Genomic DNA, 14,688 nt, shown 5'->3' on the forward strand with positions numbered 1-14,688 from the left:
TCTGCACGCCCCCCACCCAACCCTCCCCCCCAAGCGGGGGGAGGGCTTTGCAGGGTTCTACTTCGCCGGCGTCTCCACCCGCAGGTAGCGATCCTCCAGCGCCCGCCAGGTGGCGTTGTCGAACAGCTCCCAGAGCTTGCCGTGGCTGTACATGCTGCCGGCCACCGCATTGGTCGAGCCGGTCTCCTTCAGCGAGGCCAGCATCTCCATCCCCGCCTTGGCGATCAGCCGGGTCATGGCATTCGGGTAGATCGCCAGGCGGAAGCCGAGCGCCTGCAGCCGCTCCGCTGGCAGGATCGGCGTCTTGCCGCCCTCCACCATATTCGCCAGCAGCGGCACATCCGGGAAGGCGCGGCCGACATCCGCCAGCTCCGCCTCGGATTGCGGGCTTTCGACGAAGATCACATCGGCCCCGGCCTCCCGGTATGCCCGGGCGCGGCCGATCGCGGCGGCCAGGCCCTCGCCGGCGCGGGCATCGGTGCGGGCGATCACCACGAAGTCCGGGTCCCGCCGGGCCTCGACCGCGGCGCGGATGCGCATCTGCATGTCGGTGGTGGAGACCAGCTTGCGGCCGGGCTCATGGCCGCACTTCTTCGGCCATTCCTGGTCCTCGATCTGGATGGCGGAAACCCCGGCGCGCTCGTATTCCCGCACCGTGCGGATGACGTTCAGCGGGCCGCCATAGCCGGTATCGCCATCGGCGATGACGGGGATGGAAACGACGTCGCAGATGCGGCGGATGCGGTCGATGATCTCGCCGAAGGACAGCGCGGCCACATCCGGCGCGCCGAGGGCGCTCATCGAGATGCCGGCGCCGGTGATGTACAGCGCCTGGAAGCCGGAGGCATCGACCAGGCGGGCGGTCACGCAGTCGAAGGCGCCGGGGGCCAGGAACAGCTCCGGCCCGGCCAGCAGCTGGCGCAACCGGCGGTTGCGGCCGGGCGCATCTGCCAAGCCGATGGGCAGAACGGGGCCGGAGGGAGCAGAAACGGCATCAGGCATGGGCGGCAACCTCCATCAGCGGCGCCGGGGGGCTCTGCGCGAAGCTTCCCCCTGGCGCCGGGTTATCCCATGCTAGTGCCATGCAACGCCTTCGGACCAAACCCCCCATGCGCCTGTCCCGCCGAGATCTGATCGCCAGTCTCGCCATCGCCGCCGCCCCCATCGCCCCCGCCGCGGCCCAGGGCCGCCCCTTGCGGATCATCATGCCCTTCCCGCCCGGCCAGGGTTCCGACCTGCTGATGCGCATGCTGGCGGAGCGCCTGACCGGCCCGCTGGGCCAGCCCGTGGTGGTGGAAAACCGCCCCGGCGCCGGCGGCACGCTGGGCATGGATTATGCGGCCAAGGCGGCGCCGGATGGGCTGACCATCGTCATGGGCGGCAGCGGCCCCACCACCATCGCCCCCAGCCTCTACCCCACGCTGCCCTATGACCCGCTGCGGGACCTGACGCCGATCTGCCTGATCGCCAGCGTGCCGCAGCTTTTCGTGGTGAACGTCGATTTCCCGGTGCGGACCATCCCGGAGCTGATCGCCCGCGCCAAGGCGAATCCGGGCGGCATCTTCTATGCCTCCTCCGGCAATGGCACGACGCAGCACCTGAATGTCGAGATGTTCGCGGCCATGACCGGCACGCAGCTGACCCATGTGCCCTATCGCGGTTCCGGCCCCGCCATCACGGACCTTGTGGCGGGGCAGGTGCCCTTCCTGTCGGATACGCTCTCGGCGCTGACGGCGATGGTGCGGGACGGTCGCGTGCGCGCCATCGGCGTCACCTCTCGCACCCGCTCGCCCTTCTTCCCCGATGTGCCGACGATCCACGAGCAGGGGGTGGAGGGCTACGAATCCGTGGGCTGGATCAGCCTGCTCGGCCCCAAGGGCCTGCCGGATGCCCAGGCGGCACGGATCGAGGCGGAGGTGCAAAAAGTGCTGGAGCAGCCCGATTTCCAGGCGCGGCTGGCCGAGCAGGCCTTCACGCCGACCTTCCTCAATCGCCGCGACTTCGCCGCCTTCATCGCCAGCGAGACGGCGAAATGGCGCCAGGTGGTGCAGACGGCGGGCGTGAAGCTGGACTGAGGCGCCTCACCCCGCCTTGCGGAAGCGCCATCCGGCCGTGGGCAGGGCGGAGGCGCTCTCCGTCTCCATCTGCCCCGGGTTCAGCAGGTTGTGCGGGTCCATCTCCCGCTTGAAGGCCAGCTCCCGCTCCCCGATCGCCTTGATGCCCACGCCACGCAGCCCGGTGGTGTGGGAATTGGCGATCTGCGCGCCCTCCGCCTGCATGGCCCGCACCAGCTCCGCCATCTGCGCCGGGTCCTGGAAGGCGATATAGGGGGAGCCGAGGCCCACCACCTCTGTAGCGCGCCAAAAGCTTCTGGAAACTCTGCCACAACATATTGGAACCCTTAAGACACCCCTAAGACCACACCGGTAGTGATCTCAGGGACTGTCCCGGCCATCGTGCGGCCGCCCCGGCGCCCGGTCCGGCCCGTGCGTCGGGGCGACTTCGTTGGCCTCATCTGGGCGTGATCAGCACCTCCCCGACCTTGCCGCGCCCGCTGCCGGCGGCGCCGGCGATGGAGTAGGAGACCTCGACCCGCTGGATCGCGAAGTGGGCGAAGGTCTTGCGGACCCCGGGCGTGTCGTTCAGGGACATCAGGAAGCGACCCTGCAGCCTGGCCAACGCCTCGGCCAGGCGCTCGAAGTCCCCTCGGTCGAAGACGCCAGGGCCATAGTCCCCCTCGTTCCCCCAGTAGGGCGGGTCCAGATAGAATAGGGTCGCCGGGCGGTCGTAGCGGCGCAGCAGCTCCTCCCATCCCAGGCACTCGATCACCACCCCGGCCAGACGCTCGTGCACCGCCTCCAGGATGCCGGCCAGCTTCGTCACGTCAAAGCGGCCGGGCGCGGATGGGGAGACGCCGAAGTTTCGCCCATCCACCTTGCCGCCGAAGGCGGTGCGCTGGAGGTAGAGGAAGCGGGCTGCCCGCTCCATATCGGTCAGGGTGTCCGGCGCGGCGGCCTTCAGGCGCTCGAATTCGGCCCGGCTGGTGACCTGCCAGCGGAGCATGTCCATCAGGGGCACGTAGTGGCGTTGCAGCACCCGGAAGAGGGTCGCGACGTCGCGGCTGACGTCGTTGATCACCTCGGCCCGCACCCGCCACGGCCGGCGCAGGAACACGCCGCCCATGCCGACGAATGGCTCGACATAGGTTTGGTGGGGCACGGCCCGCAGGCGCTCGATCACCTGGCCGGCCAGGCGGCGCTTGCCGCCCAGATAGGGCGCCACCGGCACCACTGGGTCAGTCGGCGTAAAATCGGTCTGGGACTCCATCGGTCTTGGCATGCTTTCTTGGCCCCGCCGCTGGCCAGCGGTGCGGGGCGGTGAGAGCCGTGCGTGCTGGTGGCACGCGGTTTGGGGTGGTGACACACCCCAACCCCTGCGCTTGGCGGGGGAATGGCTTGCGTTGGTCAGCCGTCGCGGCCGACCGGCCTCACGGCACGCGGACGGCAATGGAGCTGTATTCCGCGGCGTAGGCACTGCGCCACGCGGTGGCGGCGCTGATCAGCTTCGGGGTGCTGTAGCTGGCGCCAGCCAGGTCGGCGCGGCCGAGCTTCTTCGATTGATTGCTCCCCCACCCCCACAGGGTTCCGTCCTGGGCGACGGCGAGGGTGTGGTTGAGCGCGCAATGCACCCAGCGCCACTCGGTAATGGTCAGCCCGCCATCGGTGCCCACGACCTGCGTCAAGGTCGAGGTGTTGCTGGTGGTGCCGATGCCCAGCTCGCCGGAGGTGTTCTGGCCGCAGGCCCAGAGCGTGCCGTCGTTCCGAAGGAGGAAGGTGGAGTACTCGCCGCAGAAGATGTTGACCCAGAAGGTGCCGGGGGCATTGGGCGCGACGATCGCCGGCAGCTGGCTGCTGACGCCCGGTCCGCGCTGGCCGGAGCCGAAAAGGCCCCACATCCAGACCTGGCCGTCCTCGTGGAAGCCGGCGCCGTTATAAGCGCCGACGCTCGCATAGCGCCAAGGCCCGGCGGGGCTGACCTTCTTGCAGTAGCGGTCCTGCGTGTAACCCTGATTGGTGATGCCGCCATTCTCTTCCGGGCTGCCGCGGCCGAGCTGCATCGAGCCGTTGTTCCCCCAGGTCCACAGGTCACCCTGGTTATCGAGGCCGGCCACCCACCGATGGCCGACCCACATATCGATGAAGCGGATGGCCTGGCTACGGTAGGGAGCGGCTGTGAGAGCCGTGTTGTAGGGCGCGGTTCGCGTACCGGCGGCGGTGCCGTCATTGAGCTGCGCGGCGATGTCGTTGCGGCCGAAGGTCCAGATATTGCCGTCGCGGTCGAGGGCGGCCGAGAACTCCGAACCGACGCCGACTTTGCGCCAGTGCGTCGCGGTGCCGATCTGGGTCAGAGCGCGGCGCAAGGTGGTGTCGCCCTGGCCGAGCTGGCCGAAGGAGTTGTCGCCGGCGGACCAGATCGTCCCGTCCGCGCGAAGCGCCATCATGTGGCGGGCGTAGAGCGCGAACTGGGTCCACTTCTGCGGCGTGTTCCAGGGTGCCAGGGGCAGCTGGAAGGCGTTGAAATACTGGTCGGCGCCCGTGCCCCCGGCAGCGGTCTCGCCCCAGGAATTCTGGCCGCCGACATACCAATTGATGTCGGGCTCGATGCCCCCGAAGAAGGCGCGGCGCAGCAGCATCAGCGCATCACCTTGCCGAACAGGGTGGTGCCGCCATTCCCGGTCCAGATCAGGATCCAGTCGGTGTCGGCGTTGTTCAGCACGATGCCGGTGCTGCCGAAGACGTTCGTGTAGCTGCCATCCGGCTTCAGCCACTTGATCGTCGGCCAGGTGACGATGTGCAGCCCGCCATTGACCAGCTCGATCAGCAGCTCGCCAAAGCCGGCCGGCCAGTTGGTGAAGGCGACGCTCAGCGCGCCACCCACCTGCAGGCGCTGGTGCCCGGCCGCGCTGGCGTCGAAGGTCTGGGTGCTGGCGGCTGCGCCCGTGCCCTTGTCCAGCGATGTCAGCCCGCCGGCGGAGAGGGTGCCGCCGGTGGACAGGGACAGCCCGTTGCCGATCTGCACCTCCTGCACCGCGCCGGCGCTGCTGGCGCCGCGGCCGAGCAGGCGCTGACCGTTGGCGGTCAGGCCGGAGCCGGTGGCGAGACCTGTCGCCGCTTTGGCGTCCAGCGCCGCCTGAAGGCCGGTGACGGTGGAGATGGCCTGGGTGTGGCTCGTCGCCGCCTTGCCATCCAACGCGGCCTGCAGGCCGGAGACGTCGGCGATTGCGTGGCCGTGGCCGGTGGCGGCCTTGGCGTCCAGCGCGGTCTGCAGGCCCGTGACGGTGGAGATGGCCTGCGTGTGGCTGGCCGCGGCCTTGCCATCCAGCGCCGTCTGCAAGCCGGAGACGTCTCCGATGGCATGGCCGTGGCTGGCCGCTGCCTTACCGTCCAGCGTGGTCTGAAGGTTGGTCACATCGCTGATGGCATGGGCGTGGCTGGTCGGGGACTTCCCATCCAGCACGGCCTGCAAGCCCGTGACGTCGGTGATCGCGACGGGGCCACCGCCACCCCCGCCGCCGGCGGCATTCAGCGTGTTGCCGTCGAGAGAGAGGTTGGTGCCGAGCACCAGTTCCTGCACGGCGCCGCCGCCGGCGGTGGCACGGCCGAGCAATCGACCCGAGGCGCTGAGGGTGAGGCCGGAGCCGGAGACGAGGCCGGTCGCCGCCTTGCCATCCAGCGCGCCCTGCAAGCCCGTGACGGTGGAGATGGCCTGGGTGTGGCTAGCTTCTGCCTTGCCATCCAAGGCGGCCTGCAGGCCGGTGACGGCGGAGAAGGCATGCGTGTGGCTGGCTTCGGCCTTGCCATCAAGGGCCGCCTGCAAGCCGGTGACGGCGGAGAGGGCATGCGTGTGGCTGGCCTCGGCCTTGCCATCCAAGGCGGCCTGCAACCCGGTGACGGTGGCGATCGCCTGCGTGTGGCTCGCCTCCGCCTTTCCGTTCAAGGCAGCCAGCAACCCGGAGACGTCCCCGATGGCGTGACCATGGCTGGTGGCTGCCCTGGCATCGAGCGCCGCCTGCAACCCGGTGACGTCGCTGATCGCAAAGGGGCCACCGCTCCCGCCGCCTTCGACGCTCAGCGTGTTGCCGGCCAGCGAGAAGCCCGAGCCGAGCACCAGCTCCTGCACCGCACCGCCACCGGCGGTGGCGCGGCCGAGCAAGGTACCGGAAGCGGAGACGGTGAGGCCGGAGGCGGAGGCGAGGCCTGTCCCCGCCTTGCCGTCCAGCGCGCCCTGCAAGCCCGTGACGCTGGAGATGGCGTGAGCGTGGGCGGTTGGCGCCTTGCCGTCCAGCGCCGCCTGCAGGCCGGTAACCTCGCCGATCGCGTGGGTATGCGGCCCGCCGCCGGCGAGGAAGTCCAGCAGGTCGCCCAGCCGGCCACGCCGGGTGGTCGAGGCGCCCAACTCGCCCTGCTGCACAACCAGGCGATCCTCGACATCCAGCGTCTCGGCTGCGGGCAGCCCATCGATCGTTCTACCGTCCCGGGGAGGTGCATCGCTCATGTTTGGGTCACCTGCAGGATGTCGCCATCGCTGGTCAGCAGCGGCAGGAGGCCGCTGGTGAGGAGCGCGTCGATGAAGGAGGGGGGCGCGATCGCGATCCGCCGCGCCTGAACCTGCCAGCGCATCTCGGCCACGGCCGGCGGCGCGCTGGTGATGGCCAGCTCCGCCTGCCAGTCGCCGGGCTCGTCATTCGTCAGCAGCAGCGAGGCGAAGCCGAATTCAGTCGGGTAGCGCGGGGCATCCGAGATCTGCACGGGCGGCACACCAGGCCGCCGCAGCCGCCAGGTGATGGCCATCTCCGCGGGCGGCGTGACCACGGTGCCATGCTCGTCCAGCGCCCGGGCGTGCAGCCGCGCGCCCTGCCCCTCCAGCAGCACTGGCGAGCGCGGCCAGGCCTGGGGTGCGAAGCGCAGCTCGATGCGGAGGGGGCGCGTTCCGGTCATCAGGGCGCGCTCACCGCAGCGCCTCGACATGCAGGAAGGTGTTTCTCTGCCGGAGGTTCAGGGGGAACCCATGGTCATGAAACACCATCAACCGCAGGTATTCGCCCGGCGTGACCGGAACGATGCCGCCAACCGCATTCAGGATCGTGACGTCATCGGCGCCGGCCGAAGGTAGGCGTTGGGCTGGCAGGCCGTTCCCCTCGTCCGTCGTGCCCCGCAGCACGCGCATCTTGCGATCGCCCGTGGCCGTGTTGTTCCAGGTGACCTGCGTCGCAACCCGGATGCGCGAAACGCCGGCCGGGATGGTGATGCGGGTTGGCTGTGCGGCCGACCACAAGCCGACATCGTCATAGATTGGTGCGGGCCAGGGGACGGCGGTTTCCACCGCGTTCGGGATCACCGCGTCCGCCGCGAGCGACAGTAGGGCGCCGCGCCCGCCGAACATGGCACTGATCGCGCTCAGCAGCTGGTTGCCCGCCGCCGGCGACAAGCCCGCGGCCTCGATGACGTGCAGGATTTCCTCCTGCACGCCATTCAGGAAGGCGGCCGAGACATCGGTACCTTCAATTCCGGCACCCAGATTTTCGTCGACGAAGCCGAGCTTGCCGCCGCCGATATCGACGGCCGTGGCGCCGGTGATCCGCTGCATCAGGGCGATCCTTCATAGGCAAAGACGGGGGTGGTGTGGGCGGGGGCGAAGCGGCGGATCGGACACTCGACCCCCACCGCCTCGATCGATCCGAGGGAGTGACCGGCCTTGCTGGCGCCGGCGCGGAAGCGGATCACGCGCGTCGACGGAAGCCGGATCAGCCAGAAGAAGCGGCAGGTCCGCGGCGCCAGCGGGTGTCCCGCCTTGGATGCGCCCGCCTTGAACGGGCGGCGCTCCTCGATCGTGATCGCTACGCCCCGGCTGGCCGCCAGGGCGATGAAGAAGGCGATGGTGGGGCTGCCAGCCTGGGTCCAGCGCTGATGCGCCACCCGCTGGCGCTCCGGCACGGTGGTAGGTCCGGCCGGGTCGCAGGGATCGGGACCCAGCACCCGCTCGAAATCGCCAAGCAGGTCGGTCGCCACCCGGGGATCTGACTGGGTCAGCAGGCTTAGGGCCGAGGTTTCCAGCCGCACCAGTTCCACGGCCGGGGCGCGCAGCACCCGTCCCATGACGCTGTCGGTGTCGCGCGCCAGCCAGCCCGGCGGCAGCAGCGCCAGCAGGTCTTGCCAGGCATGGACCAGGCGGCGGGGCGTCATGGCGCAAGCCAGGTGATGGTGCCGCGCGTGCGCAGCTGGCTGGCGGTCGCGGTGACATCCGCGGCCGGCAGGGTCATCTCATGGCTGTATTCGCCATTCGCGCTGCTGATCGCCTCGCTCAGCCGGGATCTCTCAAGGGTGCCGCCGATCGCCGCCTCCCGCGCGAAGAGCCCGTCCAGCGCGGCCGTCACCGCATTCCGCACCGCCAGGGTGTCCGGCGTGATGCGGATGCTGAAGGCCACCGGGGACAAGCTGACAGGCAGCACGCTGACCGCCGCGGTCACCGGCCGGCGCGGCTCGACATGAGCCGAGATGGTGGCCAGCTCCCCGGTTGTGGGGGCGCGGGGACCGTCCATGGCGATGACGATGCTCACAGTGCCTGGCCCGGTCGCGCCGGGCAGAACGGCGACCTGCGCGACACCGGCAAGCGCGGCCCTCGCCCAGTCTTCATAGTCGGATGTCGCGCCACCCATGCTGGGTTGGCGGATGCGGGCCAGAACCCGCGCGCGCAGAGCTTCCAGATCCTCCTCATCTGCGCCGCCGCTGAGGCCGGGCGCGGCGACGGTGACCGATTGCGGGTTCAGGTCGAGGACGGGGGACACCAGCGTCAATACAGTCCCCGCGCCGAGATTGCCGCCGGCGCCGGGCGTGGTTGCCTGGATCTGAACGGTGGCGGTGCCGTCGCCCCCGATGGCCGCCGTCGCCAGCGTGACGAACAGCGCGCCGCCGGGCGCCCGCAGGGAAAGACCGGCGGGTAGCGGCGTGCCGGTCACGCCGGCGGCGGTGCCGGGACCCGTCGCGGCCTGGGCGGCGGTGCGGTAGATGCCCCAGATATCGGCCAGCCGAGGCAGCCATTCGGTGGCCGTGTCCGCCATCAGCTGGTCAGCCAGCCAGCGCAGAAACAGATGCGCGTCGAACAGCGTCATGCCCCATGTGCGGGCCAGAACCCCCAGCACGGTATCCGGCGCCCGCGGATCGATCTCCGCCTCCGGAAACTGGCTGATCAGACCGACCGCCAGGCGCTCGGCGATCTGGTCTGGCGTGGGCAGCGGATAGGTCATCCGCTCACGCTCACATTCAGCACCAGCTCGGCCGAGCCGGCGCGGCAGGTCAGGGAGAGCACGTCGCGGCGCAACCAGGCGGCGGCGACGGAGACGGAGGCGCCACGCTCGACCAGCGGCGCCAGAGCTTCCTGCGCGTAGCGCTCCGCCCGGCCGCGCGTGTCCTCGCTCTGCTTGGCGCGGCGCAGCAGCCAAAGGCGGGAACCGAGGCGGCGGCCGGCGGCATCCAGGGCGTCGCCGCACCAGCCCCGGCGATCGCCGAAACCGGCCTCGGCCGGGGCGGCGGGCAGCACGTCATCCGGCAAAGCGCGACGGTCGCAGCCGATGGCCAGGATCATGCTGGGCGCCAGCGTCGCATCGCGCGCCAGGTCGCGGCCCTCGATCACCAGATCGAAGGCGCGCCGGCTGGGATCGAAGCGCAGGGCGAGGTCGGCCATGGCGCCGAGGGTCGCGCGCGCGGGGGCCGCGCGGCACGCCCCATAGACGGGGCGTCAGTGCATCGCCCGGGGTCGGGCGTCAGTCCATCGCCGGGGTCGGTGGCCCGCTGGTGCCGGGGTGGCCGTGGCCATTGTAGCGGTCGCGCATCTCCTGCATCGACCCGTCGGCGTCGGAGACCTGGCCCGCGACGTCCAGGTTGCCGGAGATGGTCACCGTGGCCGCCTCGATCTCCACCAGAGGCGCGACCAGCCTGATCTTGGTGGCGGCGTGCACCTCGACGATGCCGCCGGCGCGGAGATGAACACGGTTGCCATCGGCGTCGTAGATGACCTTTTCGCCCGGCTGAAGGCCCCCAAAGCGCAGGCTGGGCATCGCCACCGGCAGGGCCACCATGTCCCCCTGGTCGCCGCCCACCGCCAGCAGCAGGACCATGGTGCCAGGCCCCAGCGGCGCGCGGGACGCGTCACCGAAGGGCTGAAGCACCTCTACGGCCGCTCTCAGAATGCCCTCATGGGTCTCCACATCCACGGTTTGCGCCTGCCCATCGTCACGGATGGCAACCACGACGCCGCGCACCACCTGGCCGCGGGCCTGCATCACGTCACGCTCGCTCATGCGGGTGGCGCCGGAACATCGGGCAGGCTGCTGTCGAGCCGGCGCGCCGTGGTCCGGCGGCGGCGACGTGCCGCCCTGCGATCGCCCTCCGGCTCCATGTCCAGGGCCTCGGGACCGCAGAGGGTCAGCAGCGTGGTGCTGCCCTCTCGCTCGCTGTAGCGATAGGCGACGGCGCACACCAACATCTCGCCGAGGATGCCGGCGAAGGGATCGTCCAGCAGCGCCAGCTCATTGGGCCGCCAGAGCCTGCGGTCCGGCCCGGCACGCCAATCCAGCATGGTGTAGGTCAGCTTGTCCGCCTTGCCGCGGGCCACGCGCAGCATCCACTCGGCCTGGGTCTGCACACTGGCACCGCCGGACTGGCTCTTTGCCAGCACGACGCGGGGACGATGCCGCGTGATCTCCGCATCGCGTGCCCGGCCCGTCATGACGATGGTGGCGCGTTCCTGTCGCTGCGGCGGGCGCGGCAGCGGCGGCGGCGCGCCGGGTTCGACAGGCGGCAAGGTGCTGTCCAGGGCAGGCCCGCCAGTCCTCTGCGGCCGGCTTTGCCCCTTGACCACATACTGGTCATGGCGCCCCGCCCAGCTGCGGTTCACCACGGCGGCGTGGATATTGCCTGGCAGGCTCAGGCGCTCCGGCGCCCGGCTCTTGCCGGCCTGGGTCAGCACCAGCCCGCCGACCCCGTCCGACAGGGCCAGCACCGCACGCTGGCGACAGGCACGCTCGATCGCCTCCATGGCCCGCTCCGCCGCATCCAGCGAGAAGATCGGGAAGGCCTCGCCGACCGGGGCCTCGGCCCGAACGGCGATGCCGAAGGGCGCGCAGATCCGGCTGACGATCTCGGTCAGGGTCAGGCCGCGGAATTCGAAAGGGCCATCGACGCTGGCCGCGCCATCGACCAGGTCACCGGTCGCATCGCGGCCAGCGATGGCCACCCGCATCTCCTCCGGCCGCACCGTCAGCTTGATCTCGTCGATATAGCCGCGCAGCACGGCCTCCCCATCGATCCGGATCTCCACCTGCGCCCCGGGATCGACCCGGCGGCCGATATCCGTGGCCGCCGGGCCAGCGATGGCCGCGCGGATGCGGGCCGCATCGTACAGCTCCACCAGGAAGCCACCGGCAATGTCGCCCAGATCCCGCGTCACCTCGACGTCCGTCCAAAGATCCAGCGTCTGGCCATCCACCACCAGGGCGATGCGTCGGGTGGTCATGGCAGGGCCTCCAGTCGGGTGTCGCCGGCGATGATGGCGGGGTGCTGAAGCCGGTTGCGAACAACCAGGTCGCGATGCAGCGCGGCGACACGGGCGGGATCGTCGCCGCCCAGATGCTGCGCCACCAGCCAGGCACCGGTTCCGCCGGCCGGCACGGTGACGTGGATCACCTCCGGCAACCGTCCGATGCGATCGTCCAGATCGGCGACGATGGTCCGCCGCAGTTCATGCAGGCTGGCCAGCAGCAGGGCCGCGCCCTCCGGTTCCGTCGCAGCCAGCCGCGCGCCATCGGCAATCGCGGTGGCAAGGGCAGCATCCAGCCCGCCGCGCCAGGCCCGGGCCGCGCCGCGGCTTTCGAAGGCGATGTCGATGGTGAGCTGGCAGGCGGCGGCCAGCGCTTGCGCGGTCGCCGCGGCGCTGAGCGCGCCGGCGGCCGGCATGGTCGCGGCGGCGGCCAGCGCCAGCTCCGCGGCCTGCCGCGCCTCTGCCGTCACCGTTGTGACCGCCGCGAGGCCCGGGCCAATGGCAGGCGTTGCTGGCGCAGTGGCTGCCGCCATGGCCGCGTCCGGCACGGCCTGGCTGGCGCTGGCCAGCTCGGCGCCGGCGTCATTGCTGGCGGTGTTCAGGGCGAAGCCGGACAGTGCCGTGACCGGCGCGTCGATGGCGTTGCGCAGCGTGGCGCCGCCCCGGATGCCGGTGACCGCGCCACGCCAGGCGGTGGCCGCGCCGCCGACGAAGGCGGTGACACTGGAGACGACGCCGAGCGCGAGCCGGACCGGGGCAAGGACCCGGCGCAAGAGGCTGCGCGCCTGGTCACGCACATCGTCGATCGCAGCCAGAAGCTGGCCCAGCGTGTCGAGGATGCGGAGTGGCTGGGGCGCCCGAACGAAGGTGGCGTCGATCCGGGCGACGCGCAGCTCCTTCTCGCTGAAGCGGATTTGCGCCGGCTCGACCAGCACCACCTCGATGTCCCCCAGCCAGGGATGGCCGAGGGTCGCGACACCGGGCTTGCGGAAGGCGGCGTCCAACCGCTCCGCCCGGCGCACATAGTCCTCGCCGACGATCAGCCCGGTGATGCTGATGCGCGTGGGGCTGGCGCCCAGATCCTCGTGCACCACCGTGTCGAGGCCTGGGAACAGGAAGGTCAGGACCCGGCGACCGGCCTCCTGCCGCGCATCGACGATGTGGAATTCCACGCCGCGGAAGCTGCTGGTGAACAGCCCGTCGATCAGCGCGGCCAGGCTGCCGGGATTGGTCAGGCTCCCAGACATCAGGGCAGCGCCAGCATGGGGCCGCGGTCGGTCGCTGCGGTGATGGGCAGATCGCGATTGCTGCTGGTGCTGCGCTCCACCTCCGTGCCCGGGGTGGCGCGCACCACGATCTCGCCCTGCAGCTGCTGCGAAAGCGCCAGCGGGCGCCCGTCCTCATAGAAGCCGCCAGCGGCGCCTCGGCCGCCCATTGCCTGGCGCCGAACGGCCTGCGCTTCGGGCGAAGTGGCAGCCCCAACCCCCGGGCCGTCGCCGCTGCCGCTGCCGAAAACAGCGCGTGCGACATCCAGCACAGGCTGGATCTGCCGGAGCAGCCACTGGAAGGCGGCACCGATCCCCTCGATCAAGCCGCTGAAGAAGGTGCCGAGGCCGGACCAGGCGGCGCGGATGATGCGGGCCATCTCGGCAAACTGTCCGCCCTCGGCCCAGCCCCGCTGCCAAGCCGCGCTGATACGATCCCATTGCGTGTAGATCAGCACGCCGGCCGCCACGATGGCGGCGGCAGCCAGGCCGATTGGTCCAGTGATCAGGGCGAAGCCGGCCGCGATGGCAGGGGCGACGACGCCAAGGGCGCCAAGGACGGCCGTCAGCACGATGGCGGCGCCCGTAAACTTGAGGACGCCGTCGATCAGTCCCGGGAAACGCTGATCGATCTCCAGCAGCTTGACGCGCCCAGCTTCCAGCGCCGGGATCATGGCGACCTGCACCTGGCCGAAAGCACCGCCGACGCGATCGCCGAATTGCCCGGTCAGCTCGTTGAAGCGCGTCAGCTGCCGGTTCAGCCCCTCCATCTGAGTAGCGGCATCCGTGCTGATGACGGTGCCATCGGCCCGGGCTACTTCGTTGCGGATTTCCAGATAGCGCCCCCAGTTCTGCACCATCGCCAGGACGAAGCTGCGCGCCTGCTCGTCCCCGAACAGCCGGGTGATGTCCAAGGCGTTCCCGGCAGGGAACATCTGCCGCACCTTGGCCACCACGGCTTCCATCGGATTGACCCCGGCCTCCTGCGCACGACGGATCAATCGGTCCAGGTCGACCCCAAGCTCGCGGAAATTCTTGATCACCTCAGGCGAGGCGATCGCTGCAAAGAAGTTGCGGGTGTTGTTCGCCGCCTCCGCCTCGTTCCCGGCGGTGAGGCGGGAAATCTGCAACGCCGCGCCCAGGCTGTTGACCGCCGTGCGCCCTGTCACGCCGAATGCCGCAAACCGGGATGCGAGCTGCGGGATGTACTGCGCCATGGCGCGCAGCTCGACCTGACCGGCCTTTCCGGCCACGACAAGCGCCGCCAGCGAATTCTCCATCTGCTCAGGCACGATGCCCAAGGTATTGCTGAGGGTGAAAGCCGTGTTCGAGATGTCGTTGATCGCGGCGTTCGCAGCCGTCGCGACGCGGGAAATTGTGGGCAGCAGCCGGTTGATCAGCGCGGGCTCCATGCCCGCGGCAATCAGCGTGCCCGCTCCATCCGCCACGTCACGGGAGCGCTGGCCCGTCTCCAGCGCCAGAGCACCGAACTCCGCGCGCATGCGGTCGATCATCGCCTGGGCGCCCACTCCGGCCTGACCGGCGGTGACGGCAATGTCGCGCAGCCGCTGGTCGAATTCCGCCGCGCTGGCGATCGGCGCGGCGAAGCTGATGCCGGCGACCAGCGTGCCGATGGGCCCGATGCGCCGCGCCAGGTCGCGGATACCCTGCAGGCGGCGCTGCAATACGCCCAGGCCCGGGCTGACCAGATCCCGCAGGCGCAAGGTGAAACTGGCGACCAGGTTGCGATCCGCGGCCATCAGCTATTCTCCCGCTGCCTGTCCTGAAGCCGCCGCGCCGCCTCATGCCACCAGGCGGCGTCAGGCCA

General features: G+C 70.5%; 15 protein-coding genes. 1 reads left to right on the forward strand and 14 read right to left on the reverse strand.

Translation table 11 applies throughout. The annotated features are described in order from the left end of the window. Positions 1 to 57: 57 nt before the first annotated feature. Positions 58 to 1,002, reverse strand: a complete 945-nt coding sequence (locus ACTIF1_RS10920) for an isocitrate lyase/PEP mutase family protein (protein WP_439596442.1) — start codon at positions 1,000 to 1,002, stop codon at positions 58 to 60. A gap of 107 nt (positions 1,003 to 1,109) precedes the next feature. Between ACTIF1_RS10920 and ACTIF1_RS10925 the strand changes: the two genes are divergently transcribed. Further along, positions 1,110 to 2,075 carry a Bug family tripartite tricarboxylate transporter substrate binding protein gene (locus ACTIF1_RS10925; protein WP_439596443.1) on the forward strand — a complete coding sequence of 322 codons (966 nt, stop codon included), beginning with the start codon at positions 1,110 to 1,112 and terminating at the stop codon, positions 2,073 to 2,075. A 6-nt stretch (positions 2,076 to 2,081) separates the two neighbouring features. Here ACTIF1_RS10925 and ACTIF1_RS10930 read toward each other — a convergent pair whose 3' ends face one another. The 13 genes from ACTIF1_RS10930 to ACTIF1_RS10990 all read right to left on the reverse strand — a co-directional run bounded on the left by ACTIF1_RS10930 (position 2,082) and on the right by ACTIF1_RS10990 (position 14,620). Then, positions 2,082 to 2,348, reverse strand: coding sequence for a hypothetical protein (locus ACTIF1_RS10930; RefSeq protein ID WP_439596444.1), 267 nt, complete (start codon positions 2,346 to 2,348; stop codon positions 2,082 to 2,084). 163 nt (positions 2,349 to 2,511) lie between these two features. Then, positions 2,512 to 3,327 carry a DNA adenine methylase gene (locus ACTIF1_RS10935; RefSeq protein WP_439596445.1) on the reverse strand — a complete coding sequence of 272 codons (816 nt, stop codon included), beginning with the start codon at positions 3,325 to 3,327 and terminating at the stop codon, positions 2,512 to 2,514. Positions 3,328 to 3,487: 160 nt separating this feature from the next. Continuing rightward, positions 3,488 to 4,693 carry an RCC1 domain-containing protein gene (locus tag ACTIF1_RS10940; RefSeq protein ID WP_439596446.1) on the reverse strand — a complete coding sequence of 402 codons (1,206 nt, stop codon included), beginning with the start codon at positions 4,691 to 4,693 and terminating at the stop codon, positions 3,488 to 3,490. Next, the gene (locus ACTIF1_RS10945; RefSeq protein WP_439596447.1) at positions 4,693 to 6,555 is read right to left on the reverse strand and encodes a hypothetical protein; all 1,863 of its coding nucleotides are present in this window, start codon (positions 6,553 to 6,555) and stop codon (positions 4,693 to 4,695) included. Before ACTIF1_RS10945 ends, ACTIF1_RS10940 begins: the two co-directional genes overlap by 1 nt. Next, positions 6,552 to 6,998: a hypothetical protein gene (locus ACTIF1_RS10950; RefSeq protein ID WP_439596448.1), complete on the reverse strand. Its 447-nt coding sequence runs from the start codon at positions 6,996 to 6,998 to the stop codon at positions 6,552 to 6,554. Before ACTIF1_RS10950 ends, ACTIF1_RS10945 begins: the two co-directional genes overlap by 4 nt. A 10-nt stretch (positions 6,999 to 7,008) precedes the next feature. Continuing rightward, positions 7,009 to 7,647 carry a hypothetical protein gene (locus tag ACTIF1_RS10955; RefSeq protein ID WP_439596449.1) on the reverse strand — a complete coding sequence of 213 codons (639 nt, stop codon included), beginning with the start codon at positions 7,645 to 7,647 and terminating at the stop codon, positions 7,009 to 7,011. Then, a complete protein-coding gene (locus tag ACTIF1_RS10960) occupies positions 7,647 to 8,243 on the reverse strand; it encodes a YmfQ family protein (protein ID WP_439596450.1) in 597 nt (198 codons plus the stop codon). Before ACTIF1_RS10960 ends, ACTIF1_RS10955 begins: the two co-directional genes overlap by 1 nt. Further along, positions 8,240 to 9,304, reverse strand: coding sequence for a baseplate J/gp47 family protein (locus tag ACTIF1_RS10965; protein WP_439596451.1), 1,065 nt, complete (start codon positions 9,302 to 9,304; stop codon positions 8,240 to 8,242). Before ACTIF1_RS10965 ends, ACTIF1_RS10960 begins: the two co-directional genes overlap by 4 nt. Then, the gene (locus ACTIF1_RS10970) at positions 9,301 to 9,741 is read right to left on the reverse strand and encodes a phage GP46 family protein (protein ID WP_439596452.1); all 441 of its coding nucleotides are present in this window, start codon (positions 9,739 to 9,741) and stop codon (positions 9,301 to 9,303) included. The genes ACTIF1_RS10965 and ACTIF1_RS10970 overlap by 4 nt, the downstream gene beginning before the upstream one ends. Positions 9,742 to 9,820: 79 nt before the next feature. Next, the gene (locus ACTIF1_RS10975; RefSeq protein WP_439596453.1) at positions 9,821 to 10,357 is read right to left on the reverse strand and encodes a phage baseplate assembly protein domain-containing protein; all 537 of its coding nucleotides are present in this window, start codon (positions 10,355 to 10,357) and stop codon (positions 9,821 to 9,823) included. After that, positions 10,354 to 11,571, reverse strand: coding sequence for a phage baseplate assembly protein (locus ACTIF1_RS10980; RefSeq protein ID WP_439596454.1), 1,218 nt, complete (start codon positions 11,569 to 11,571; stop codon positions 10,354 to 10,356). The genes ACTIF1_RS10975 and ACTIF1_RS10980 overlap by 4 nt, the downstream gene beginning before the upstream one ends. Then, on the reverse strand, positions 11,568 to 12,842 hold the full coding sequence (locus ACTIF1_RS10985; RefSeq protein WP_439596455.1) for a DNA circularization N-terminal domain-containing protein: 1,275 nt from the start codon (positions 12,840 to 12,842) through the stop codon (positions 11,568 to 11,570). Before ACTIF1_RS10985 ends, ACTIF1_RS10980 begins: the two co-directional genes overlap by 4 nt. Further along, positions 12,842 to 14,620: a phage tail tape measure protein gene (locus ACTIF1_RS10990; protein ID WP_439596456.1), complete on the reverse strand. Its 1,779-nt coding sequence runs from the start codon at positions 14,618 to 14,620 to the stop codon at positions 12,842 to 12,844. The genes ACTIF1_RS10985 and ACTIF1_RS10990 overlap by 1 nt, the downstream gene beginning before the upstream one ends. Positions 14,621 to 14,688: the final 68 nt, after the last annotated feature.

The sequence above is a fragment of the Falsiroseomonas sp. genome, from assembly GCF_051860665.1.
Taxonomy (GTDB): domain Bacteria; phylum Pseudomonadota; class Alphaproteobacteria; order Acetobacterales; family Acetobacteraceae; genus Falsiroseomonas.

Coding starts and splice junctions, on each gene's coding strand:
- ACTIF1_RS10920 (WP_439596442.1), bottom strand. CDS start 1,002: ATGCCTGATGCCGTTTCTGCTCCCTCCGGCCCCGTTCTGCCCATCGGC.
- ACTIF1_RS10925 (WP_439596443.1), top strand. CDS start 1,110: ATGCGCCTGTCCCGCCGAGATCTGATCGCCAGTCTCGCCATCGCCGCC.
- ACTIF1_RS10935 (WP_439596445.1), bottom strand. CDS start 3,327: ATGGAGTCCCAGACCGATTTTACGCCGACTGACCCAGTGGTGCCGGTG.
- ACTIF1_RS10940 (WP_439596446.1), bottom strand. CDS start 4,693: ATGCTGCTGCGCCGCGCCTTCTTCGGGGGCATCGAGCCCGACATCAAT.
- ACTIF1_RS10945 (WP_439596447.1), bottom strand. CDS start 6,555: ATGAGCGATGCACCTCCCCGGGACGGTAGAACGATCGATGGGCTGCCC.
- ACTIF1_RS10950 (WP_439596448.1), bottom strand. CDS start 6,998: ATGACCGGAACGCGCCCCCTCCGCATCGAGCTGCGCTTCGCACCCCAG.
- ACTIF1_RS10955 (WP_439596449.1), bottom strand. CDS start 7,647: ATGCAGCGGATCACCGGCGCCACGGCCGTCGATATCGGCGGCGGCAAG.
- ACTIF1_RS10960 (WP_439596450.1), bottom strand. CDS start 8,243: ATGACGCCCCGCCGCCTGGTCCATGCCTGGCAAGACCTGCTGGCGCTG.
- ACTIF1_RS10965 (WP_439596451.1), bottom strand. CDS start 9,304: ATGACCTATCCGCTGCCCACGCCAGACCAGATCGCCGAGCGCCTGGCG.
- ACTIF1_RS10970 (WP_439596452.1), bottom strand. CDS start 9,741: ATGGCCGACCTCGCCCTGCGCTTCGATCCCAGCCGGCGCGCCTTCGAT.
- ACTIF1_RS10975 (WP_439596453.1), bottom strand. CDS start 10,357: ATGAGCGAGCGTGACGTGATGCAGGCCCGCGGCCAGGTGGTGCGCGGC.
- ACTIF1_RS10980 (WP_439596454.1), bottom strand. CDS start 11,571: ATGACCACCCGACGCATCGCCCTGGTGGTGGATGGCCAGACGCTGGAT.
- ACTIF1_RS10985 (WP_439596455.1), bottom strand. CDS start 12,842: ATGTCTGGGAGCCTGACCAATCCCGGCAGCCTGGCCGCGCTGATCGAC.
- ACTIF1_RS10990 (WP_439596456.1), bottom strand. CDS start 14,620: ATGGCCGCGGATCGCAACCTGGTCGCCAGTTTCACCTTGCGCCTGCGG.